28 protein-coding genes are annotated in these 22,094 nt (G+C 65.1%); 10 read left to right on the top strand and 18 right to left on the bottom strand.

The genetic code is table 11. The features are described from left to right. Positions 1-195: 195 nt before the first annotated feature. The 9 genes from AC1DDH_RS04055 (at position 196) to AC1DDH_RS04015 (ending at position 7,796) form a co-directional block, all read left to right on the top strand. Positions 196-414, top strand: coding sequence for a Flp family type IVb pilin (locus AC1DDH_RS04055; RefSeq protein ID WP_476954880.1), 219 nt, complete (start codon positions 196-198; stop codon positions 412-414). A 96-nt stretch (positions 415-510) separates the two neighbouring features. Beyond that, positions 511-885 (top strand): TadE/TadG family type IV pilus assembly protein, encoded by a 375-nt coding sequence (locus tag AC1DDH_RS04050; protein WP_476954879.1) that lies wholly within the window; start codon positions 511-513, stop codon positions 883-885. A 2-nt stretch (positions 886-887) separates the two neighbouring features. Then, positions 888-1,847: a pilus assembly protein TadG-related protein gene (locus AC1DDH_RS04045; RefSeq protein ID WP_476954878.1), complete on the top strand. Its 960-nt coding sequence runs from the start codon at positions 888-890 to the stop codon at positions 1,845-1,847. 2 nt (positions 1,848-1,849) lie between these two features. After that, positions 1,850-2,626 carry a Flp pilus assembly protein CpaB gene (cpaB, locus tag AC1DDH_RS04040; RefSeq protein ID WP_476947197.1) on the top strand — a complete coding sequence of 259 codons (777 nt, stop codon included), beginning with the start codon at positions 1,850-1,852 and terminating at the stop codon, positions 2,624-2,626. Continuing rightward, complete coding sequence (locus tag AC1DDH_RS04035) at positions 2,623-3,813, top strand: CpaE/TadZ family protein (protein WP_476851472.1); 1,191 nt, start codon at positions 2,623-2,625, stop codon at positions 3,811-3,813. Before cpaB ends, AC1DDH_RS04035 begins: the two co-directional genes overlap by 4 nt. Further along, entirely contained in the window at positions 3,813-5,321 is a 1,509-nt protein-coding gene (locus AC1DDH_RS04030) for a CpaF family protein (protein WP_476873001.1), read from the top strand. Before AC1DDH_RS04035 ends, AC1DDH_RS04030 begins: the two co-directional genes overlap by 1 nt. Positions 5,322-5,328: 7 nt before the next feature. Next, positions 5,329-6,264 carry a type II secretion system F family protein gene (locus tag AC1DDH_RS04025; protein WP_476851474.1) on the top strand — a complete coding sequence of 312 codons (936 nt, stop codon included), beginning with the start codon at positions 5,329-5,331 and terminating at the stop codon, positions 6,262-6,264. Between the two features lie 7 nt (positions 6,265-6,271). Next, positions 6,272-7,156, top strand: a complete 885-nt coding sequence (locus tag AC1DDH_RS04020; protein ID WP_476851475.1) for a type II secretion system F family protein — start codon at positions 6,272-6,274, stop codon at positions 7,154-7,156. Positions 7,157-7,283: 127 nt separating this feature from the next. Then, positions 7,284-7,796, top strand: a complete 513-nt coding sequence (locus AC1DDH_RS04015) for an Hpt domain-containing protein (RefSeq protein WP_476851476.1) — start codon at positions 7,284-7,286, stop codon at positions 7,794-7,796. A gap of 65 nt (positions 7,797-7,861) precedes the next feature. Here AC1DDH_RS04015 and AC1DDH_RS04010 read toward each other — a convergent pair whose 3' ends face one another. Further along, on the bottom strand, positions 7,862-8,629 hold the full coding sequence (locus tag AC1DDH_RS04010) for a response regulator transcription factor (RefSeq protein ID WP_476851477.1): 768 nt from the start codon (positions 8,627-8,629) through the stop codon (positions 7,862-7,864). Positions 8,630-8,864: 235 nt separating this feature from the next. On the opposite strand from AC1DDH_RS04010, the gene AC1DDH_RS04005 reads away from it, so the two are divergent. After that, on the top strand, positions 8,865-10,514 hold the full coding sequence (locus tag AC1DDH_RS04005; RefSeq protein ID WP_476954877.1) for a sensor histidine kinase: 1,650 nt from the start codon (positions 8,865-8,867) through the stop codon (positions 10,512-10,514). A gap of 155 nt (positions 10,515-10,669) precedes the next feature. Here the strand turns inward: AC1DDH_RS04005 and truA are convergent, their stop codons facing one another. The 17 genes from truA to rpsH form a co-directional block, all read right to left on the bottom strand. Continuing rightward, entirely contained in the window at positions 10,670-11,560 is an 891-nt protein-coding gene (truA, locus tag AC1DDH_RS04000) for a tRNA pseudouridine(38-40) synthase TruA (protein ID WP_476954876.1), read from the bottom strand. Positions 11,561-11,591: 31 nt separating this feature from the next. After that, positions 11,592-12,164: a 50S ribosomal protein L17 gene (gene rplQ / locus AC1DDH_RS03995; protein WP_476858992.1), complete on the bottom strand. Its 573-nt coding sequence runs from the start codon at positions 12,162-12,164 to the stop codon at positions 11,592-11,594. A gap of 76 nt (positions 12,165-12,240) precedes the next feature. Further along, positions 12,241-13,251: a DNA-directed RNA polymerase subunit alpha gene (locus tag AC1DDH_RS03990; RefSeq protein ID WP_018773683.1), complete on the bottom strand. Its 1,011-nt coding sequence runs from the start codon at positions 13,249-13,251 to the stop codon at positions 12,241-12,243. Between the two features lie 133 nt (positions 13,252-13,384). Continuing rightward, entirely contained in the window at positions 13,385-13,786 is a 402-nt protein-coding gene (gene rpsK, locus AC1DDH_RS03985) for a 30S ribosomal protein S11 (protein ID WP_018773682.1), read from the bottom strand. Between the two features lie 52 nt (positions 13,787-13,838). After that, positions 13,839-14,213, bottom strand: coding sequence for a 30S ribosomal protein S13 (gene rpsM / locus AC1DDH_RS03980; protein WP_028275004.1), 375 nt, complete (start codon positions 14,211-14,213; stop codon positions 13,839-13,841). Between the two features lie 173 nt (positions 14,214-14,386). Continuing rightward, positions 14,387-14,500, bottom strand: coding sequence for a 50S ribosomal protein L36 (gene rpmJ / locus AC1DDH_RS03975; protein WP_009358722.1), 114 nt, complete (start codon positions 14,498-14,500; stop codon positions 14,387-14,389). Positions 14,501-14,569: 69 nt separating this feature from the next. After that, entirely contained in the window at positions 14,570-14,791 is a 222-nt protein-coding gene (gene infA / locus AC1DDH_RS03970; protein WP_009358723.1) for a translation initiation factor IF-1, read from the bottom strand. A 188-nt stretch (positions 14,792-14,979) separates the two neighbouring features. After that, complete coding sequence (locus AC1DDH_RS03965; RefSeq protein ID WP_476858993.1) at positions 14,980-16,014, bottom strand: P1 family peptidase; 1,035 nt, start codon at positions 16,012-16,014, stop codon at positions 14,980-14,982. 121 nt (positions 16,015-16,135) lie between these two features. Continuing rightward, entirely contained in the window at positions 16,136-16,963 is an 828-nt protein-coding gene (gene map / locus AC1DDH_RS03960) for a type I methionyl aminopeptidase (protein WP_476851482.1), read from the bottom strand. A 246-nt stretch (positions 16,964-17,209) separates the two neighbouring features. Next, positions 17,210-17,779 (bottom strand): adenylate kinase, encoded by a 570-nt coding sequence (locus AC1DDH_RS03955; protein ID WP_173403039.1) that lies wholly within the window; start codon positions 17,777-17,779, stop codon positions 17,210-17,212. A 5-nt stretch (positions 17,780-17,784) separates the two neighbouring features. Further along, on the bottom strand, positions 17,785-19,095 hold the full coding sequence (gene secY, locus AC1DDH_RS03950; RefSeq protein ID WP_026266474.1) for a preprotein translocase subunit SecY: 1,311 nt from the start codon (positions 19,093-19,095) through the stop codon (positions 17,785-17,787). A 187-nt stretch (positions 19,096-19,282) separates the two neighbouring features. Beyond that, positions 19,283-19,774, bottom strand: a complete 492-nt coding sequence (rplO, locus tag AC1DDH_RS03945; protein WP_018773677.1) for a 50S ribosomal protein L15 — start codon at positions 19,772-19,774, stop codon at positions 19,283-19,285. Further along, on the bottom strand, positions 19,775-19,981 hold the full coding sequence (rpmD, locus tag AC1DDH_RS03940) for a 50S ribosomal protein L30 (RefSeq protein ID WP_018773676.1): 207 nt from the start codon (positions 19,979-19,981) through the stop codon (positions 19,775-19,777). Positions 19,982-19,984: 3 nt separating this feature from the next. After that, positions 19,985-20,665, bottom strand: coding sequence for a 30S ribosomal protein S5 (rpsE, locus tag AC1DDH_RS03935; protein WP_173403037.1), 681 nt, complete (start codon positions 20,663-20,665; stop codon positions 19,985-19,987). A 26-nt stretch (positions 20,666-20,691) separates the two neighbouring features. Next, the gene (rplR, locus tag AC1DDH_RS03930) at positions 20,692-21,075 is read right to left on the bottom strand and encodes a 50S ribosomal protein L18 (RefSeq protein WP_018773674.1); all 384 of its coding nucleotides are present in this window, start codon (positions 21,073-21,075) and stop codon (positions 20,692-20,694) included. Between the two features lie 2 nt (positions 21,076-21,077). Beyond that, positions 21,078-21,614, bottom strand: coding sequence for a 50S ribosomal protein L6 (gene rplF, locus AC1DDH_RS03925; protein WP_011692797.1), 537 nt, complete (start codon positions 21,612-21,614; stop codon positions 21,078-21,080). 18 nt (positions 21,615-21,632) lie between these two features. Continuing rightward, the gene (gene rpsH, locus AC1DDH_RS03920; RefSeq protein WP_018773673.1) at positions 21,633-22,031 is read right to left on the bottom strand and encodes a 30S ribosomal protein S8; all 399 of its coding nucleotides are present in this window, start codon (positions 22,029-22,031) and stop codon (positions 21,633-21,635) included. Positions 22,032-22,094: the final 63 nt, after the last annotated feature.

The raw sequence follows: 22,094 nt of genomic DNA, 5'->3' as shown, positions 1-22,094 counted from the left end.
AAGGGGGTCCCTTGGTGCGGACGATGTATGGAATGCTGCAAGCGCAGTATGGGCGCAGGGAATGTACAGGAATCGTGCAGTTTGGGAAGCCTTGGCACAGGATGCGTCAAGCACGAATCCCCGGCGTGTCGTCGATTGCTAAGTTCCTCTCAGCGCTGGTGCAGGACCAGCCTCCCAACTCGCTCAGGAGTCTCAATGCGTTCCTTCCTCTCCGCTTTCGCAACCCGTCTTCGCCGCGATCAGCGCGGCGCCACCGCCGTCGAATACGGCATCATGGTCTCCCTCATCGCCGTCGTCATCATCGTCGCAGTCGGCCTCCTGGGCGGACAGCTGAACTCCACCTTTGAGTCTGTGACCTGTTCGATGAAGGGCGGCACCATGTCGACGGCGACTCCTCCGGTCTGCTCGAAGTAGGAGCCCAGTGCGACCGGACAGGGTTGGGGAGGACTCTGATCTTCCCCAGCCCTGTCCGGTTAAGGCATCAATCCGAGAGGCAGGAAGGCGGTCCCAATGCCCAAAACATCGGAACGGGGCGCCGTCGCGGTGGAATTCGCTCTTCTCGCCCCGGTCCTTGTGATGATTCTGCTGGGCATCATGGAATTTGGCCGTGCCTACAACGTGCAGATTTCGCTCTCCAGCGCGGCCCGCGAGGGCGTACGCGTGATGGCCATCAACAACAGCGCCTCCTCAACGCGTACGGCAGTCAAGAATGCCGCAACCGGCCTCCAACCGGTCCTGGCCGACTCCAACATCACGATCAACCCCACGCCCTGCACCTCCGGGGCGCAGGTAACGGTCAAGATCACCTACTCGCTCTCCACCATGACCGGCATCGCAGGCCCGTTCACTTTGGAAGGCAAAGGAGTCATGCTGTGCGGCGGCTAAGAATGATAACCACCGACGGCGAGCGCGGGGCCGTCAGCGTGCTGGTCGCAATCCTCATGGTGACTTTGTTGGGGTTTGCCGCGCTGGCGGTCGACGTCGGGATGCTGTACGCGGAGAGGACCCAGGATCAGAACGGCTCTGATGCTGTCGCTCTCATGATCGCCCAAAAGTGCGCGAAAAACATCAACGACGCCGACTGCTCCCCCACTTCAACACTCGCCCGAAGCCTGGCCAACGGCAACGCCAGTGACGGCGCGAGCAACATCGCGGACCTCGTACTGGATAAGGCCGCCCGCACCGTGAAAGTAACGGTGGGGGCCCAGGAAGCAGGAAAGCCGCCCAACCGGGTTTCCCTCTTCTTCGCCCGGGCCTTGGGCCTTTCAACCGCCGAAGTAACCGCTACATCCCGCGTGGAGTGGGGAACACCGTCCACGGGCACGATCCTTCTGCCCCTGGCCATTGCCCAATGCAAGCTCAACCTGCCGCCAGGTTCGCTGGCTGGCGCCGAACAGGTCCTGGACATGGATTCCGGCGGCTGTGGCGAGATCCCGGGTGGCTTCGGCTGGATTTCGGACAGCGATGCAAAATGCGGAGTCACCCTGTCAGCCGGACAAGCAAACAACTCTGGCGTTTGGTTTTCCAGCAACACGGGCGCGAGCGCACCAGGCGAATGCACCGCTGCGGACTTGAGCAAGATGAACGACCAAACAGTCCTTTTCCCGCTGTACGACGTGGCGACCGGCAACGGCTCCAGCGGCAAGTACTACGTGAAGGGATTTGCCGCCTTCCATGTCACGGGTTACCACTTTGCCTCTAACAGCTGGTCATTAGGCGGGACGCTCAAGAACAAGACCATCAGGGGCTACTTCGTGCGATATGTCTCTTTGTCCGACGCCTTCGCACTCGGCGCAGCACCGGACTACGGGACCTCAATAGTCCGCCTTACCATTGGAGTGCCCTAACAGTGAAGTCACGCTTATTGGCAGGAATCGCGGCCCTGGTGCTGGCCGTCGTCGGAGCCATCCTGGTAGTCAGCTACGCGCAGGGCGCCGACAGCAGGGCGGTGCAGGGCCTGCAGCCCGTCACCGTTCTCGTGGTGTCGAAAGCTGTGCCGGCCGGCACGTCGGTCGCGGCCTTGAAAGCATTCGTGACCAGCCAGGATCTTCCCGGAAAAGCCGTCTCGAAGTCGGCTCTCACGAACCTGGACGGGCTGGCCGGCAAAGTCACCGCCGTCGACCTCCTCCCTGGCGAACAGCTCGTCGCCGAGCGGCTGATTGAGCCGGAGGCACTAAAGGCGAGCGGAGCGATTGAAGTGCCTAAGGGCCTGCAAGAGGTTTCCTTCCAGCTCGAGCCCCAGCGGCTCGTCGGCGGCCGTCTCGCGGCGGGCGACCATGTGGGTGTCTTCATCAACCTCAAGGACGGCGGCCTCGAGGCGAAGGCAGACAAAGAGACTACCCAGCTGACGGTACACAAGGCTCTCGTGACGGCTGTCCAGCGCGCCCCGGTGGTGGCCCCGTCCCCGCAGCCCTCTGCCGCCGGCTCCCCCGCGGAAGCCGAGGACACGTCGCTCCCCACCGGCTCCATGATCGTTACGGTCGCCGTGAATGATATGGACGCCACAAAGATTGTCTATGCCGCAAACTTCACGGAATCGGCCAGCATCTGGCTGAGCAAGGAACCGCTCAACGCCACGGACAGCGGCCGCCCCGGCATCGTAACGCGACCAGAGGTGTACAAATGAGCCGCTTTGTCCTGATTTCGCCGAACACTGATTTCGATGCCCGCGTCCGCCAGGCCCTGGCCGGCGGCCTTCCGGGCGGCCTGCAGACCTTCGCGTTCGTCAATCCCGCGAACCCGGCGGAGCTCTTCGCCAGCCTCAACCAGGAACGGCCCGAGGTCTTGATCCTGGGACCGGATGTGCCGGTGGAGGACGCCCTGCGCCTGGCGACGGTATTCGACGTCCAGCTTCCCGAGCTCAGCGTCATCCTGGTCGGCGAGGCCGATCCGAACTTCGTCCTGCTGGCCATGCGGGCCGGCATCCGCGACATCCTCAGCCCGGCGGCGGACCCGGCCCAGATCCGGGTGCTGCTGGAGCGGGCCTGCCAGTCGTTCGCCACCCGCAACCGAACCACGGCGGCCAGCCAGCCTGACAGCGCCAGGGGGTTGGTGATCGGCGTCTTCTCCCCCAAAGGCGGGGTCGGCAAAACCACGATCGCCACCAACATCGCCATCGGACTCGGCAAAGTGGCGCCCATGGGCGTGGTCATTGTGGACCTGGACCTGCAGTTCGGGGACGTGGCCTCAGGCCTGTACCTGCACCCGGAGCACACCGTGACCGACGCCGTCTCGTCCGCGGCCAGCCAGGATTCCCTCGTCCTCAAAGCCTTCCTCACCGTCCATCCCGGGAGCATCTACGCCCTCTGCGCCCCCCGGACGCCCGAGGAGGCCGACGACATCACACCCCAGCAGGTCACGCGCCTGCTAGAACAACTGGCCGAACAGTTCCAATACGTCGTGGTCGACACCGCACCCGGGCTCCCGGAGGTCGGGCTGGCCGCCCTCGAGCAGTGCACCGACGCCGTCTGGGTGACTGCCATGGACGTGCCGAGTATCCGCGGGCTGCGCTCCGGCCTGGATATCCTCCGGCGCCTGGACCTGCTGCCCGAGACCCGCCACGTGGTGCTGAACATGGCGGACTCGAAGTCCGGGTTGAGCGTCCAGGACGTCGAGGCGACCATCGGCGCGCCCGTGGACGTCAGCATCCCGCGGTCCAAGGCAGTGGCGTTCTCCACCAACCGCGGCATCCCGGTCCTCCAGGACGGACGCAAAGATCCTGCCATCAAGGGACTGAAACAGCTCGTCAACCGGTTCGATCCCGCCTGGCGCGCCACCGCCCAGAAGAAACTGCACCGCCGGGTGGTGGTCTGATGAAACTGTCCGAACGGCTCCGCTCCGCCGAGGGAACGATTGCGTCCGCCCCACGGGCCGAATCCCCGCAGGCCGCATCTCCGTTGGCCATGTCCCCCACCGGAGGAAGCGCGACGACGGCGGCAGCGCCGGCCGCCGTCGTGCTCCAGAAGACTGACCGCCCACCGCTGCCGGCTTTCCCGGAGCACCAGGACTCCCGCGCCCGGGGCCAGCAGCCCGTCGACGCTTTCGCCGCCCTCAAACAGCGGGCCGCCACTGCGTTGTTCGAGCGCATGGGAACCCGCTTCAACGATTCGGCAACCACGGAAGAGGACCTCCGCACCTCCGCGCGGGAGGAGCTGACGCGCATCATCGACGCCGAACAGGTCCCCCTGTCCGCCGAAGAGCGCTCCCGGCTGGTCCGCGACGTGGCCGACGACGTCCTGGGCTACGGCCCGTTGCAGCGCCTCCTGGACGATCCCGCCGTCACGGAAATCATGGTCAACCGGATGGACCAGATCTACGTGGAACGCAACGGCAAACTGACCTTGACGGAGTCGCGGTTCAGCTCCGAGGACCACCTCCGCAAGGTGATCGAGCGCATCGTTTCCAAAGTGGGCCGGCGCATCGATGAGTCCTCGCCCCTCGTGGATGCTCGGCTCGAGGACGGGTCCCGCGTCAATGCCGTTATCCCGCCGCTCGCCGTCGGCGGTTCGTCGCTGACCATCCGAAAGTTCAGCAAGGTGCCGCTGACTGTCCGGAACCTCATCGAGTTCGGCACGTTGACGCCGGAAATGGCGGAACTGCTGAACGCCTGCGTGAAGGCCAAGCTCAACATCATCGTCTCGGGCGGCACCGGCACCGGCAAAACGACACTGCTGAATGTCCTTTCCTCGTTCCTGCCCCACGACGAGCGGATCGTGACGATCGAGGACGCCGTCGAACTCCAGATCCAGCAGGAACACGTGGTGCGGCTGGAAAGCCGGCCGTCGAACACTGAGGGCAAGGGCGAGGTGACCATCCGCGAACTGCTGCGGAACTCCCTGCGCATGCGACCGGACCGGATCGTGGTGGGCGAGGTCCGCGGCGGCGAATCGCTGGACATGCTCCAGGCCATGAACACAGGCCACGACGGGTCGCTCTCGACCGTGCACTCCAACTCGCCCCGGGATGCCGTGGCCCGTCTGGAGACGCTGGTGCTCATGGCCGGCATGGACCTGCCGCTGCGCGCCATCCGGGAACAGATCGCCTCGGCCGTCAACCTGATTATCCAGATCTCCCGGCTGCGGGACGGCACCCGGCGGATCACCCACGTCACGGAGGTCCAGGGCATGGAGGGCGACATCGTCACGCTTCAGGACGCCTTCGTGTTCGACTACGGCGCCGGCGTCGACGCCCACGGCCGGTTCCTTGGCAGGCCCGTCCCCACCGGCATCCGCCCGCGTTTCATCGACCGTTTCGAGGACCTGGGCATCCATGTCTCCCCCGCTGTGTTTGCCGCGCCGCTGACCCCGGCTGGAAGGGCGTGATCTGTCCATGACTCTGCTGCCCATCGGCGTCGGCCTGCTCTTCAGCGCAGTGGTGGTCCTGGGATTCGCGCTGCTCTCCCCCGGCGGGGCCAGTGTCCCCCTGGACCGGCGCAGGCCCGTCCAGGGTCAGGCCGACTCGCAGCTGACGCGGTTCGCCGGCTCGGCCGTCCACCTGGTCGACGGATTCTTTTCCGGCCGCAAAGTCCGGCTCTTCAACCGCGAGTCGCTGGAACAGGCCGGCCTGCGCCTGGGCCAGGCCGACTTCTACGTCCTGCTCCTGGCCGGAGCGGTTGCGGGGGGCCTCGCCGGGTTCGTCGTCGCGGGCCCGTTGCTGGCGGTCCTTCTGGTGCTCCTGGCGCCGGTCGTGGGCCACCTCGTGCTCCGCATCCTGGCCGGCAAGCGCCGCACCAAGTTCGACCAGCAGCTCGGCGATACCTTGCAGCTGCTGTCCGGCGGCCTCCGGGCCGGGCACAGCATCATGCGCGCCATTGACGCCGCCGCGTCCGAATCCCAAAGCCCGACGTCGGAAGAGATGCGCCGCGTGGTTACAGAGACCAGCCTGGGTCGGGACCTCCTGGACTCCCTGAGCGACACCGCGGACCGGATGCGGAACGAGGACTTCGTCTGGATCGCCCAGGCCATCCAGATCAACCGCGAAGTGGGCGGGAACCTGGCCGAAGTCCTGGACCAGGTCAACGAGACCATCCGCGAGCGCAGCGAGATCAAAGGACACATCAAATCCCTCGCCGCCGAGGGAAAGTTTTCCGCGTACATCCTCATGGCCATGCCGATCGGGATCGTGGTGATGCTGATGCTGGTCAATCCCGGCTACATGAACCCGATGTTCACGCACCCGCTGGGCTGGGGCATGATGGCGGCCTCCGTCATCCTCATGACCATTGGCGGGCTGTGGATGCGAAAAATCATCGACCTGAAGTTCTGAGGCGGCTATGGCACCTGCTGTACTACTTGCCACGCTGCTGGTGGCGTTGCCGCTCGGGTATCTGGCGTGGTCGCTGCTCTCCGTCGACCGGAGGTCACAGCGCGCCATGCGGGAGATGCTCGCGCATGGCACCGACCCGGCCGAGCTCACCCATCGGGAGCGCAGCAGCCTGCTGGAACGGGCCGGCTACCGGCTGACTCCCCCGGCGTACGTCCGCAAACTGGACCGGCTGTTGTCCCTCGCCGGGCGCCCCGCGTCACTGCCGTTGGGCCGCGTGCTCGCGGCCAAGCCGCTCCTTGGGCTGCTGGGCGCCCTGCTGGGCTTCTGGATCAGCGCCAACAGCCCGACGCCGGTCCTCAAGCTCGTGGGAATCTTTGTGTTCCTGCTCGGCTACTTCATCCCCGACCTCCTGCTCTACAGCAGAGGGCAGGAACGCCAGAAGACCATGCAGCTGGAACTGGCCAACACGCTGGACCAGATGCTGATCTCCGTGGAAGCGGGCCTGGGCTTCGAAGGCGCCATGGCCCGGGCCGGCGAGAACGGCAAGGGCCCCCTGGCGGAGGAACTTATCCGGACCCTGCAGGACATGCAGGTAGGGCGCAGCCGGCGCGAGTCATACGTGGCACTGGCGGAACGGACCAACGTGCCCGAGCTGCGCAGCTTCGTCCAGGCCGTGGTCCAGGCCGACACCTACGGCATTGCCATCAGCCGGGTGTTGCGGGTGCAGGCGAAGGTCATGCGGGTCAAGCGCCGGCAACGGGCCGAGGAGAAGGCCATGAAGCTGCCCGTCACCATCCTGTTTCCCCTGCTGTTCTTCATCTTCCCCGTGCTTTTCATCGCCATCCTGGGCCCGGCCGTCATCAACGCCATCGACACGTTCAGTGGCCAGTAAACGGCCGCCGACACGGCCACGGCCGGCACCAGCGGCAGGGATTGGTTCCCCTCGGGAAAGCCTCAGGGTTTCCGCAGGATAGACCGGGCTGCAAGGCATCGGCCGCATCAGCAAGTAGCGTGGTCACATGTCCCTTCCAAGCGCTTGCCCCGACGACGGAGATGCGGGCATTGCCCTCGCTCCCACCACCTCTCCGGGACTGCCGGCGCCTGCCCTCACGGCATCCAGCGCGGCAGCGGCCTTCCCAGAGGTCTTCCCGGAGGTCCTCCCCGAGGACCTGCCGGCGGCCCCGCTCGTGGACCCTGCCGCGCTTCAGGACCTGGGTGCACAGCTGGAAAATCCGGCCGTGGCGAAGGGATTTGCCAGGGACTACACCCGGATGTGGGACCAGCGCTACCGCTCGCTGGCCTCGGCCCTCGAACGCGGGGATCTCGCGGGCTCGATGGACGCTGTGCTGAGCCTGAAGACGTCCTCGGCCATGGTCGGAGGCCTGCGCCTGGCCCAGCTCGCCGGCGAACTGGAGAACGCCCTCAGGGCCGGAGACATTGGCCGCGCACTGTCGCTCCTGCGCGACGTCGCCGCGCGCGGCGGGGAAACCGTCGACGAGCTCCAGTTCAGCTACGTCCTGTGGGACAGCTAGGACCGGCGGGACCGCTGCCGCCTACAGGTTTCCCGGGCGCCGGGCGCCGGAAGCCCTTCCAGGGGCTACCGCGCCGGCGACAGCCGGTAGCCCACGCCGCGGACGGTCTGCAGCCAGCGCGGCTGCACGGGGTCCTCGCCGAGTTTCCTCCGCAGGTTGCCGATATGCACCTCGACGGCGCGTTCGTCGGATTCGCTGATGTAGGCGTCCGCCCGGTAGTAATCGCCCCGGACCACGCGCACCAGCTCGGTCTTGGACCGCACGGCGCCGGCGCCCTTCAGGAGCGCCTGCAGGAGGTCGAACTCACTGCGGGTCAGGCTGACCGCCACGCCGTCGACACTCACGGACCGGGTCTCGGGGTTCAGGTCCAGGCCGTTGTGGTGCAGCACCGGACTCTGGGACGCTACCGGGGCGGCGGCCGCCCCAGAATCCACCGCGGATCCGTCCGCGGCGCCGAGGTCCTGCCGGGGCCGGCGCATCATGGCACCCACACGGGCGCGCAGCTCCCGCGGCCGGAATGGCTTCGCCAGGAAATCATCAGCCCCGGTATGAAACGCCGTCAGGGTGTCCAGTTCGTCGGTTCGCGCTGTCAGCATGACCACGTACGCGTCACTGAACTGCCGGATCCGGCGCAGCACCTCGAAACCGTCGATGTCGGGAAGCCCGACATCGAGGGTGACCACGCTTGCCTCCCGTGCCCTGACGACGTCGACCCCTTCACGTCCGCCGGCCGCCGAGTGGACTTCGAACCCTGCCTGGCTCAATACGGCTTCGACAAGGTTCCGAACATCTTCGTCGTCTTCTACAACGACGGCGACTCCCATGTCGGTCATGGCCCCCCTCATGTGTCACGCTACGCTGCCGTTCGCGGATGCGGCGGCAGCAATTATCTCGCCGGCCCCCACCAGCAATGTCAGAATACCCACCCTAAGGGGCAAATTCGCGGCTGCCCGGTAACAGAAATGGCAAAACTTCGATTTATGTCAAATTTGCGTGACACAGGGTGTAAAACTGGAGCAACGGGAAGGGGGCACGGCGTCTTTGCTTAGACAGCGGCTGATCCGCAGTGTGGATCGACACGGGAAGGCTTTGGGGCCGCGCGGGCGGGTCCTCGTATGCCAGTTGCCGCTGGCCGTGATGCTGGCCGCAATCGTCATGGCTGCCCCGGCCGCCTGGCCCGGCCTTCCGGACAGCATCCTGTGCCGGTACGCCTTTGCCCTGCAGGCCGCCCTCCTCGTGGCCTGCGTACTGGTCCCCTGGCAGCGTTTTGGGCCGTTGGCGCCGCTCGTCATCCCTGTCCTGGACCTGGTTGCGATTGGGTTGCTCCGGGATGGCACCTCCGCCGGGCTGCCGGATCCAGGTGTGCTCTCCGTCTTGCCCGTGGTGTGGATTTCGGCGTCCAGGCTCTCCGCCCCCGCGAGCCTTTCATTGAGTTTCTCGGTGCCCCTCCTGGCCGCCCTGCCCTGGCTCCTGGCGGACCGGCCGGCACCGCTTGCGGCCCGCACGGCCGAAGCCCTGCTGGTGCCCCTGATGATGCTCGCGGTCTCCCTGGCCATGCGTTTCGCGCGGGCGCGCCTGCGGCGCGAGCAGCGGCGGATCAAGTCCAAGGAAGCCGAGCTGGAGGTCCTGCTCGCGGACAGCCGGGAGCGCGAACGGCTCCTGAACACCATTCTTGACACCGTCGACGTCGGGATCGTGGCAGTGGATGCCAGCGGCCGCCGGCTGCTCACGAACACGTGGCAGGCCGAACTCGAGGAATCCGCGGCCGCGGCGCCCCGTCCTACGGCCGAACCGGCGAGGGAAGTACTGCCGGAGGAAGAGGGCCGGCTCGTGCTGACCGGTCAGGACCGAAGCACCCCCCTGCCGCTGGAGCGCCGTCCCATCCGGCGGGCGCTGGCCGGCGAGTCGTTTGCCGACTACCTTGTCTGCTTCGGTGAGGCGGCGGCCAGCCGCGTGGTCTCTACCGGGGCCCGGCCCCTGAAGAACGACGCCGGCGACTTCCGCGGCGCCGTGGTGGTCTTCAACGAGGTCACCGGCCTGGTGGACGCCCTGGCAGCGAAGGACGAGGTCGTCTCCACTGTCTCCCACGAATTCCGCACGCCGTTGACGTCCATCATCGGCAACCTGGACCTGGTGCTCGCCGACACCGAGGGCCTGGACAGTCCGGTGGTCCGCCGCGTCGAAGTGGCGCAGCGCAACGCGGAGCGGCTGCTGGCCCTGGTCTCGGACCTTCTCATGTCCGCCAGCGCCGCCGTCCATGTCCATCCGCGCCGCACCGACCTCGCCGGCATCGTGGAGGCGAGCCTCGGCTCGGCCCAGGCCCACGCCCAGGCGTCCCGCGTCTGCCTCGCCACGGACGTCCAGGGTCCGCTCTGGGCCCACGTGGACCCGCTCCGGATCAGCCAGGCCCTGGACAACCTCGTTTCCAACGCGATCAAGTACTCGCCCGACGGCGGATCGGTGCGGGTCTCCGCCAGCTCCGGCGACGGCCTGGTGCGCCTTCACGTCGAGGACACCGGGATGGGCATGACCGCCGCCGACGCCGGGCGGGTCTTCACCCGTTTCTTCCGCAGCCCGGCCGTCCGGGACGGATCCATTCCGGGCGCCGGCTTAGGGCTGTCCATCACCAAGGCCATCGTGGAAGGGCACGGCGGATCCATCTCGTGCCGCACCAGTCCGGGCCACGGCAGCACTTTCACCCTCGAGCTTCCCGCCTAATTTAGGCCCGCAGGCCCACCGCCTTTTCGTGCCCACATGGCTGTGGTGGCGTCAGAGATTCCCCACCTTTGGTGGCCGACGCCGGCGTGTTGCGCCGACCCGCCGGCGTAGAGCGGCCTCGCTCCGGCAAAGGTGGGGAAAATCGGTGGCGCAGTTTAGGCCCGCAGTGCCCGCGTCAGTTCGGCCCGGGCCAGCATGCCGCTCTCTGTCGGGTAGGCCACTTCCTCGAGCACCAGCGGGTGCGGGGCTGCGAGAACGGAGCGGGCGTCGCGCTGCCGGGCGAGGAGCCGCTCGTAGAGCCATTCCGGGGCCTCTTCGCCCTCCCCCACGTACAACGCCGAGCCCACCAGGGAGCGGACCATGTTGTGGCAGAACGCGTCAGCCTGAACGGTGACGACAATGACGCCGTCCGCGCCGCGCTCGAATTCGAAGCGCTGCAGTTCACGGATGGTCGTGGCCCCCTCGCGGGGCTTGCAGTACGAGCGGAAGTCCTGCAGGCCCAGCAGCGGCGCGGCGCCCTCGTTGAGGAGACCGACGTCCAGCGGAACCTTGTGCCACAGCGTCGAGGCGCGTCCCAGCGGGTCCCACAGCGCGGGGCCGTCCGCGATCCGGTACGAATAGCGGCGCCAGAGGGCGGAGAACCGGGCATCGAAGCCAACGGGTGCCGTGCTCACCCGGTGCACCTCGATGGCGCCGCTGAGGTCGCCCAGGCCACGGCTCAAGGCACCGCGGATGCGGCGGAGCAGGGCGACGGCGGGATCCAGTTCGGCGCCCCGGTTCAGGCCCAGCCACTCCGCCTCGCTGAGGTCCAGGTGGACCACCTGGCCGCGGGCGTGCACCCCGGCGTCGGTGCGCCCGGCAACCGTAACCCGGACGGGGCGTCGGATCAGCAGCGCGAGGGCCTCCTCCAGGACGCCCTGGACGGTGCGCAGTCCCGGCTGCACGGCCCACCCGCTGAACGGGCCGCCGTCGTACGCCACATCCAGCCGGATACGCAAAAACCCGCCGCCCCCCAAGACGGGGGCAGCGGGTTTGAGCTCGTTCATAGACTTAAGTCTATAAGAAAGATTTAGCGAATTACTTCGCGTCCTTCTCGGACTCAGCGGCTGCTTCCTCAGCGGCCGGAGCCTCTTCGGTAGCGGCTTCGGTCTCAGCGACTGGAGCCTCTTCGGTCTCAGCAGCCTCTTCGGTCTCGGCAACCGGAGCTGCGTCGGCCTTTTCGGCGTCCTTCTTGTCAGCGTCGCGCTTGGCAGCAGAGGTAGCCTCGGCTACCACGGCCTGCTTTGCGGAAACCGGCTCGAGAACCAGTTCGATGACAGCCATGGGAGCGTTGTCGCCCTTGCGGTTGCCGATCTTGGTGATGCGGGTGTAGCCGCCATCGCGGTTTTCCACTGCCTGTGCAATGTCGGTGAACAGCTCGTGGACGACGCCCTTGTTGCTGATCAGGCCGAGTACACGACGGCGGGACGCGAGGTCGCCACGCTTGGCGAAAGTCACCAGGCGCTCGGCGTACGGCTTCAGGCGCTTGGCCTTGGTCACCGTGGTGGTGATCCGCTTGTGCTCGAAAAGTGCGGCGGACAGGTTCGCGAGCATAAGACGCTCGTGAGCCGCTCCGCCTCCGAGGCGCGGACCCTTAGCGGGGGTAGGCATTATAGTTTCTCCTCATTGGAAGCCGTTGGGCTGCGCACACCAGGGTGCATCCAGCCAGCCGGCCAAGATCTGTTGGTTAGAGCTCGTCGTCGCTGAACGCGGCGTCGTCCTCTTCGATGGCTGCGGCACGTGCTGCGAGATCGAAACCGGGAGGGGAGTCCTTGAGGGACAGGCCCAGTTCGACCAGCTTGGCCTTGACCTCATCAATGGACTTCGCGCCGAAGTTGCGGATGTCCATGAGGTCAGCCTCGGAGCGGGCAACGAGTTCACCCACGGTGTGGATGCCCTCACGCTTGAGGCAGTTGTAGGAACGGACCGTCAGGTCCAGATCCTCGATCGGCAGTGCCATGTCGGCTGCCAGGGCAGCGTCCGTCGGCGACGGACCGATCTCGATACCTTCAGCTGCGGTGTTCAGCTCGCGGGCCAGACCGAACAGTTCCACCAGGGTGGTACCTGCCGAAGCAACGGCGTCGCGCGGGGCGATTGCCTGCTTGGTCTCGACGTCGACAATGAGCTTGTCGAAGTCAGTGCGCTGCTCAACACGGGTAGCTTCCACGCGGAAAGTAACCTTCAGAACCGGCGAGTAGATCGAGTCGACCGGGATGCGGCCGATCTCGGAGTCGCCGGACTTGTTCTGAGCTGCCGAAACGTAGCCGCGACCGCGCTCGATGGTCAGTTCGAGTTCGAACTTGCCCTTCGAGTTCAGCGTGGCAATGTGCAGATCCGGGTTGTGGAATTCGACGCCGGCCGGCGGAGCGATGTCCGCGGCGGTGACGACTCCCGGTCCCTGCTTGCGCAGGTAAGCAACAACCGGCTCGTCGTGCTCGGAGGAAACCGACAGGTTCTTGATGTTCAGGATGATCTCAGTGACATCTTCCTTGACACCCGGAACCGTGGTGAACTCGTGCAGCACGCCATCGATCCGGATGCTCGTTACAGAGGCACCGGGGATGGAGGAGAGCAGGGTACGGCGGAGGGAGTTTCCGAGGGTGTAACCAAAGCCCGGCTCAAGCGGTTCGATGATGAACCGTGAGCGGTTTTCGGAGACGACCTCTTCGGAGAGGGTGGGGCGCTGTGCAATGAGCACTTAGGTTTCCTTTCGGCGAGCATCCGCTATATGACGCAACACAGGTGGTGGAAAGATCGGTCTGAAGACTTAACGCGGCCGGGCCTGCCCGGACCGGTGAGGGTCCGGGCAAGCTCCTGGGCGCTGGAAAGCCTTAGACGCGGCGGCGCTTCGGCGGACGGCAGCCGTTGTGGGCGCTGGGGGTGACGTCCTGGATGGAGCCAACCTCGAGGCCAGCGGCCTGCAGCGAGCGGATGGCGGTTTCGCGTCCGGAACCCGGTCCCTTGACGAACACGTCAACCTTGCGCATGCCGTGCTCCTGTGCACGCTTTGCGGCGGCTTCGGCGGCCATCTGGGCAGCGAACGGGGTGGACTTACGCGAGCCCTTGAAGCCAACCTCACCGGACGAAGCCCAGGAGATGACAGCACCGTTCGGGTCCGTGATGGACACGATGGTGTTGTTAAAGGTGCTCTTGATGTGCGCCTGGCCCAGCGCGATATTCTTCTTGTCCTTCTTACGCGGCTTGCGAACCGCGCCACGAGTCTTCGGGGGCATTTTTTCTCCTACAGAAAGTTATCGGGGGAAAACCGAGTTAATCCCTCAGGGATTAACGGGCCTTCTTCTTGCCTGCGACGGTGCGCTTCGGACCCTTGCGGGTACGCGCGTTCGTCTTCGTACGCTGACCGCGCACTGGCAGGCCCTTGCGGTGGCGAATACCTTCGTAGCTGCCGATTTCAACCTTGCGGCGGATATCAGCGGCTACTTCGCGGCGAAGGTCACCCTCAACCTTGTAGTTGCCTTCAATGTAGTCACGCAGCTCAACCAGCTGCGCGTCGGTCAGGTCCTTGACCCGAACGTCAGCGCTGATGCCGGTAGCAGCCAGGGTTTCGTGTGCACGGGTCTTGCCCACGCCGTAGATGTAAGTAAGCGCAATTTCCAGCCGCTTTTCGCGGGGAATGTCTACGCCAGCGAGACGAGCCATATTGGCAGTACTCCTTGTATAAACCGGAGGTCGTAGGCAGTACACCCGCATGTTCAGTGCGGCCCCAGCCTCCGACCGGGGGTTAGCTGTCCGGGCTCATACGTCCCAGTTCAGCTTGTGCTGCCTTTATTTACTTGCGTGGGTTAGCAACCCAGGATTTCCCGTGAAGGAAATTAGCCCTGGCGCTGCTTGTGGCGCGGGTTCTCGCAGATCACCATGACCCGGCCATTACGGCGGATCACTTTGCACTTTTCGCAGATCTGCTTGACGCTCGGCTTGACCTTCATGGCGTTCCTTTGCGTGTTGCAGTTGGTCAGCTGGACCGGCCCTCGGCTGTTGCCCTGGCCGCCCAGTGTTTACTTGTAGCGGTAGACGATACGACCACGTGTCAGGTCGTAAGGGCTCAGCTCCACCACTACGCGGTCCTCGGGGAGGATCCTGATGTAGTGCTGGCGCATCTTTCCAGAGATGTGTGCCAGAACGATGTGCTTGTTGGTGAGCTCAACGCGAAACATCGCATTGGGCAGCGCCTCGGTCACAACGCCCTCGATCTCAATGACCCCGTCCTTCTTGGCCATACCCTCCGCTAACTGTTGTTGCCGCAGCCTCCCGGTTTGCACCGGTCATGACCGCGGACGTTTTTGATTGATTGGCTGGTGCCACCCGACCCCAAAAGGGCACAACGGGGCAGACAACCAACAGACAACACTACGCCATCGCGGCCCGATTGTTAAATCCGAAGTTAAATCCGCCCATCGTAGCGCACTCAGCGTCCGTACGCACCTAGCGTCCCGGCCGCCGTCGTCACTGCCTCCGCCTGCGAGATCCCGTCGAGGATGGCCAGCCGGACGACGTCGGCGGCCGCGCTCTGCAGGGTAATGAGGCTGATCTGCCGGGCCGCCGGCGTGCTGCGGTCAAGCGCGACGGCGCCCGTCGCCAGCGCGAACACGGTATCGCCGTCGGCGAGGGTGTGGCTTGGATTCAAAGCCCGGGCCAGTCCGGCATGGGCCGCCGAGGCGGTGCGTTTGCAGTCCGCCTTGTCCAGGACGGCGTCCGTGGCGACGACGACGAGCGTGGTGTTGAGCGGCGGGGGCGTACCGCCAACGCCGTAGTCTGCGGCTTCGGCCTCACCTCCCGCCCCAACAGCCGAAACCCTCTGCGTGCTCGCTCCTTCGTCGCTTAGACGCACGCTGCCGGGTTCCGCCTGCTGCGGCGATGTGCCCCACGGCAGTCCGAGCGCGTTGACGACCGCAATGGCGCCGACGGTCACCCCGTTTTCTAAGGTGAGGGAGGCTGTGCCCACTCCCCCTTTGTACGTGCCCCTGCCGATTGCCGCTCCTGTGCCGGCGCCGACGTTGCCGCGTTCGACGTCGTGCCCTTCCGGCTGCCCGGCGGCGGCGGCCGTCGCCGCGTAGCCCATCGCCTCTCCGGGGCGGGCGGAGAAATCGCCGCCGCGGCCCAGGTCGAAAATCGCGGCCGCCGGCACGATCGGAACAAGCCCGCCGGGGACCGTGAAGCCTCGGCCGTTCTCCTCGCACCAGCGCATGGCGCCGCCCGCGGCTGCGAGGCCAAAGGCGCTGCCCCCGGTCAGGACCACGGCGTCCACGGTCTGGGACAGCGTGGTGGGATCCAGTGAGTCCGTCTCATGCGTCGCAGGCCCGCCGCCCCGGACGTCGACCGAGCCGACGGTGCCCGGCGGCGGGAGAACCACAGTCACTCCGCTCAGCCAGCCGTCGCCGGACTTCTGGACCTGGCCTATCCGGATGCCGGCCACGTCTGTGATGGCTCCTGTTGCTCCCATGGCTCCATTGTGCGCCCCGGCTGACCTGCGACACGCAAAATCCCTGGCGCTACCGTATTCCGGTGTCGCCAGGGATTTTGCGCGTCGCCAGAAATCCCGCGAGTCGCCGTGTGAGTCGGGCCTAGGGAATCGGGACGGGCACGACGCCGAGCGGCGCCAGTTTCGCCGCTCCCCCGTCAGGTGCCGAGAGGACCCAGATCCCCTTCTCGTGCACGGCCACCGAGTGCTCCCACTGGCAGGAGCGCTTGCCATCCGTGGTGACGACGGTCCAGTCGTCGTCCAGGATTGCGGTCTCGATGCTGCCCCGGACCAGCATGGGCTCGATTGCGAGGCACAGCCCCGGGCGGATCTTCGGCCCGCGGTGGCCGGTGCGGTAGTTCAGCACGTCCGGCGCCATGTGCATCTCGGAGCCGATTCCGTGCCCTACATAGTCCTCCAGGATGCCCAGCGGTTTGCCCGGCACGGAGGAGACGTAGTCGTCCACGGCGTTGCCGATATCACCCACGAATTTCCCGGTGGCCAGGGCTGCGATGCCACGCCACATGGCTTCCTCGGTAACCTCGGAGAGGCGAACGTCTTCGGGATCGGCGGTGCCGACAATCACGGTCCGCGCCGAATCGGAGTGCCAGCCGTCCACGATCGCGCCGCCGTCGATCGAGATGATGTCGCCGTCCGCCAGGACCCGGCCGCCGGGGATGCCGTGCACCACCTCTTCGTTCACCGAGGTGCAGATCGTGGCCGGGAACCCGTGGTAGCCGAGGAAGTTGGACTTGGCGCCGGCGTCCTGAAGCACGGCGGCGAAGACCTCATCCAGCCGGGCAGTGGTGACGCCGGGGGCCGCGGCGGCCACCGCCGCATCCAGTGCCCGGCTCAGGACCAGTCCGGCCTCGTGCATCGTGCGCATCTGGGCGTTGGTCTTGTATTCAATGCGTGCCTGGCCGAATGCCATCGCTACCTCAAAATTTTCTCTCGCGGTCCGGGCGGGCTGGATCCCGGACCTCCACCATGGGTCATCAACCCAAGTCTTCAAGCTCTATTCTCCCGTACCGGTTCAACGGTTCGGAACGGCCTCGCTGCGGGGCCGCCCAACGCCGAAGGGCGCGTTCCGTACCCGATGGTACGGAACGCGCCCTTCTGCACTGCGTCTCTGTTCTGCGTCAGCCGCAATGAGCATGCGTGGATCAGGGGGTGAGGATCAGGCGGCCTGGGCCGACTTGATCGCTTCCATGACGCGCTCGGTGACTTCGTCGATGGCACCGATGCCGTCCACCTGGGTCAGGATGCCACGTTCGGCATACTTGGCCACCACAGGTTCGGTCTGCTCGTGGTACAGGTCCAGCCGGTGACGGATAACGCCTTCGTTATCGTCGCTGCGGCCGGTTTCCTTGGCACGGCCCAGGAGGCGGGTAACCAGTTCCTCGTCGTCAGCGGTGAGCTGGAGCACGACGTCGAGCTTCTGGTCAGCGCCAGCGAGGATGTCTTCGAGGTAGTCCACCTGCGCGGTGGTGCGCGGGTACCCGTCGAGCAGGAAGCCTGCCTCGACGTCGTCCTCATTGAGGCGGTCGCGCACCATCTTGTTGGTGACGCTGTCCGGGACGAAGTCGCCGGCGTCCATGTACTTCTTGGCTTCGACGCCGAGCGGAGTCTCACCCTTGACGTTGGCGCGGAAGATGTCTCCGGTGGAGATCGCAACGACGCCGAGGCGTTCTGAAATGCGTTCCGCCTGCGTTCCCTTGCCGGACCCGGGAGGTCCGATAATCAACATTCTCGTCATCGCAAAAGCCCTTCGTAGTGACGTTGCTGTAGTTGCGCATCAATCTGCTTCACGGTCTCCAGACCGACGCCCACCATGATCAGGATCGAGGTGCCGCCGAACGGGAAGTTCTGGTTCGCGTTAATCAGGACCAGTGCAACCAGCGGGATCAATGCCACGAAGCCGAGGTAGAAGGCGCCGGGCAGGGTGATCCGGGATAGGACGTACTGAAGATAGTCCGCGGTCGGCTTGCCGGCGCGGATGCCCGGAATGAAGCCGCCGTACTTCTTCATGTTGTCCGAGACCTCTTCGGGGTTGAAAGTAATCGCAACATAGAAGTAGGTGAAAAACACAATCATGGCGAAATACAGTGCCATATAGATCGGGTGGTCGCCCTTGGTGAGGTTGTTGTTGATCCACTCAACCCAGGGCTGTACCGGCTCGCCGGCCTTGGGCTGGTTGAACTGTGAGATCAGCCCCGGCAGGTAGAGCATGGACGAGGCGAAGATGACGGGCACGACGCCGGCCATGTTCACCTTGATGGGGATGTAGGTGCTGGTTCCGCCGACCGTGCGGCGGCCGATCATCCGCTTGGCGTACTGCACCGGGATCCGGCGCTGGGACTGCTCCACGAAGACCACGAGCGCCACGGTGAGCAGGCCGATGATCAGGACCAGGAAGAACGTGCCGGGGCCCTGGGCCTTCCAGATCGCACCGAGCGAGCCGGGGAAGCCTGCGGCGATGGACGTGAAGATCAGCAGGGACATGCCGTTGCCGACGCCCTTTTCCGTCACGAGCTCGCCCATCCACATGATCAGGCCTGTGCCGGCCGTGAGCGTGATGATGATCAGGACCGTGGTGACGATCGAGCTGTCCGGGATGATCGGAAGCTGGCAGTTAGGCAGCAGCTGGCCGGAGCGTGCCAGCGACACCAGTGTCGTGGCATTGAGCAGGCCAAGTGCGATCGTGAGGTAGCGGGTGTACTGGGTCAGTTTCGACTGCCCTGACGCGCCCTCCTCATACAGCTGCTGGAAACGGGGAATGACCACCCGGAGCAGCTGGACGATGATGCTGGCGGTGATGTACGGCATGATGCCGAGGGCAAAGATGGACACCTGCAGCAATGCACCGCCGCTGAACAGGTTGACGAGCTGGTAGATCCCGCCCGAGGTCTGACCGTTCTGCAAGCATTGCTGGACATTCTGGTAGCTCACACCAGGCGAGGGGATGAAGGCACCCAAGCGGAAGATTGTGATGATTCCCAGCGTGAACAACAACTTGCGTCGCAGATCAGGCGTGCGAAAGGCCCGGCCAAATGCGCTAAGCAAGCGTCCTCCTGAGTAATAAGTAAAGTCGTGTGAGACAGGTCAAATAAACCCAACAACCGAGTCTAACGGGTGGATGCGCCCCGCGAACAATCGGCGGGGCCCGGAAAATGAAAAAAACTCCCGGCACCGGGGGCCTGAGCCCCTGGTACCGGGAGTTTCAACAACGGGCAACTGCCCCGCCGCCTCGTTAGAGGGCGGTGGTGCTTCCGCCTGCTGCAGCAATCTTGTCAGCAGCGCTGGCCGAGAATGCGTGGACGGTGACGTCAACCTTGACGGTGATGTCGCCGGTGCCCAGCACCTTGACGGGCTGGTTCTTGCGAACGGCACCCTTTTCGACCAGGTTCTCCACGGTGACAGCGCCACCTTCCGGGAACAGCTCGTTGAGCTTGTCCAGGTTTACAACCTGGTACTCAACCCGGAACGGGTTCTTGAAGCCGCGCAGCTTCGGCAGGCGCATGTGCAGCGGCAGCTGGCCGCCGGCAAAGCCAGCCTTGATCTGGTAGCGGGCCTTCGTACCCTTGGTACCGCGACCAGCGGTCTTACCCTTGGAACCTTCACCACGACCAACACGGGTCTTGGCGGTCTTGGCACCCGGGGCGGGACGCAGGTGGTGAACCTTCAGTGCGTTCTGCTTCTCAGCGGCGCCCTGTGCCTTTTCGGCGGTGTTCTTCTCTGCCATTTACTTCGCCTCCTCTACCTTTACCAGGTGCGGAACCGTGTTGAGCATCCCGACGGTCACGGCGTCGGCGGTGCGGACAACGGTGTGTCCGATCCGCTTCAGGCCGAGGGACCGCAGGGTGTCGCGCTGGTTCTGCTTGCCGCCAATGGCGGACTTGATCTGAGTGATCTCCAACTTTGCGTCGGAGACAAGCACGTTCTTAGCCATGACTCAGACACCTGCCTTCTGGTTCAGGAGCGCCTTGACCATTGCCGGCGGGGCGATCTCGTCGAGCGGCAGGCCGCGGCGTGCTGCCACTGCTGCCGGCTCTTCGAGGCGCTTCAGCGCGTCAACGGTCGCGTGAACGATGTTGATGGCGTTGGAAGAACCGAGCGACTTGGAGAGGATGTCGTGGATGCCCACGCACTCCAGTACTGCACGGACCGGGCCACCGGCAATAACACCGGTACCGGCGGAAGCCGGGCGCAGCATGACGACGCCTGCGGCGGCCTCACCCTGAACGCGGTGCGGGATGGTGCTGCCGATGCGGGGAACGCGGAAGAAGGACTTCTTGGCCTCTTCAACGCCCTTCGCGATAGCGGCAGGAACTTCCTTTGCCTTGCCGTAGCCGACGCCGACCATGCCGTTGCCGTCACCGACGACGACGAGGGCGGTGAAGCTGAAGCGACGACCACCCTTGACGACCTTGGAAACGCGGTTGATGGTTACGACGCGCTCTACGAACTGGCTCTTCTCGGCCTCGCGGCCGCCGTCACGGCCACCACGGCCGCCACGGTCGCCACGGCCCTGGCCGCGGTCGCCACGCTCGCCACGACGAGCGCCACCACGGCGGTCGTCAGTGGTAGCAGGCGCAGCGGTCTCAGTTGCCGGAGCAGCTACAGCTTCAGTCACCTGAATGTCCTTTTCGTTATTTTCGGTCACAGTGCCAGCCCACCTTCACGTGCGCCGTCAGCGACGGCGGCGATCCGGCCGTGGTACTTGTTACCACCGCGGTCGAAGACAACTGCTTCGATACCGGCAGCCTTGGCACGCTCGGCGACCAGTTCGCCAACGCGCTTGGCCTTGGCGGTCTTGTCACCGTCGAATGCACGAAGGTCGGCTTCCAGTGTGGAGGCGCTTGCCACGGTCAGGCCCTTGGTGTCATCGACAACCTGGACGAATACGTGACGTGCGGAGCGGTTGACGACCAGACGCGGGCGTACAGCCGTTCCGGAGATGCGCTTGCGGATACGAAGCTGGCGGCGGCTGCGCTGGGCAGACTTGCTCTTGTTCGTACGCTTCTTGTTAATTGCGATCGCCATGGTTACTTACCAGCCTTTCCGACCTTGCGGCGGATGACTTCGCCTGCGTAACGGATGCCCTTGCCCTTATAGGGGTCCGGCTTCCGCAGCTTGCGAATGTTGGCAGCAACCTCGCCGACCTGCTGCTTGGAGATACCTGAAACAGAGAGCTTGGTCGGGGTCTCAACTGCAAAGGTGATGCCGTTCGGTGCCGAGACGTTGACCGGGTGGCTGTAGCCCAGAGCGAACTCCAGGTCAGAACCCTTGGCCTGGACGCGGTAACCGGTACCGACAATCTCAAGCTTCTTCTCGTAGCCTGCGGTGACACCCTGGATCATGTTGGCGATCAGGGTGCGGGTCAGGCCGTGCAGCGAACGTGAGGCGCGCTCGTCGTTCGGGCGGGCGACAGTCAGGGTGCCATCTTCCAGGGAAACCTCGATCGGGCTGGCCACAGTGTGGCTCAGCTCGCCTTTGGAACCCTTGACGCTGACGACAGAGCCGTCAACCTTGACCTCAACGCCGGCAGGAACGGTGATGGGGAGACGTCCAATACGTGACATTATTCTCTTCCTTTCCCGTTACCAGACGTAAGCGAGGACTTCGCCGCCCACGCCCTTCTTGCCGGCCTGCTTGTCAGTCAAGAGGCCGGAAGAGGTGGACAGGATTGCGACACCCAGGCCACCGAGCACGTGCGGCAGGTTGGTGGACTTTGCGTAAACGCGCAGTCCCGGCTTGGAAATACGACGAACGCCAGCGATTGAACGCTCGCGGTTCGGACCGAACTTGAGCTCGAGGGTCAGCTTCTTGCCAACCTCAGCGTCTTCTTCTTTCCAGGAGGCGATGTAACCTTCAGCCTTCAGGATGTCGGCAACGCGTGCCTTGAGCTTGCTGTACGGCATGGTCACGGAATCGTGGTATGCCGAGTTAGCGTTGCGCAGACGCGTAAGCATGTCTGCGACGGGATCTGTCATTGTCATGTGGGCTCTTGCCCTTCCTCATAACGGTTTCCGCCGTGCTGGTTGTCCCGAACAGAATTCGGA

This window comes from Arthrobacter sp. 10T425, assembly GCF_056393985.1.
The sequence above is the reverse complement of the archived record's forward strand: the minus strand, read 5'-3'. Positions and strand labels throughout refer to the sequence as shown.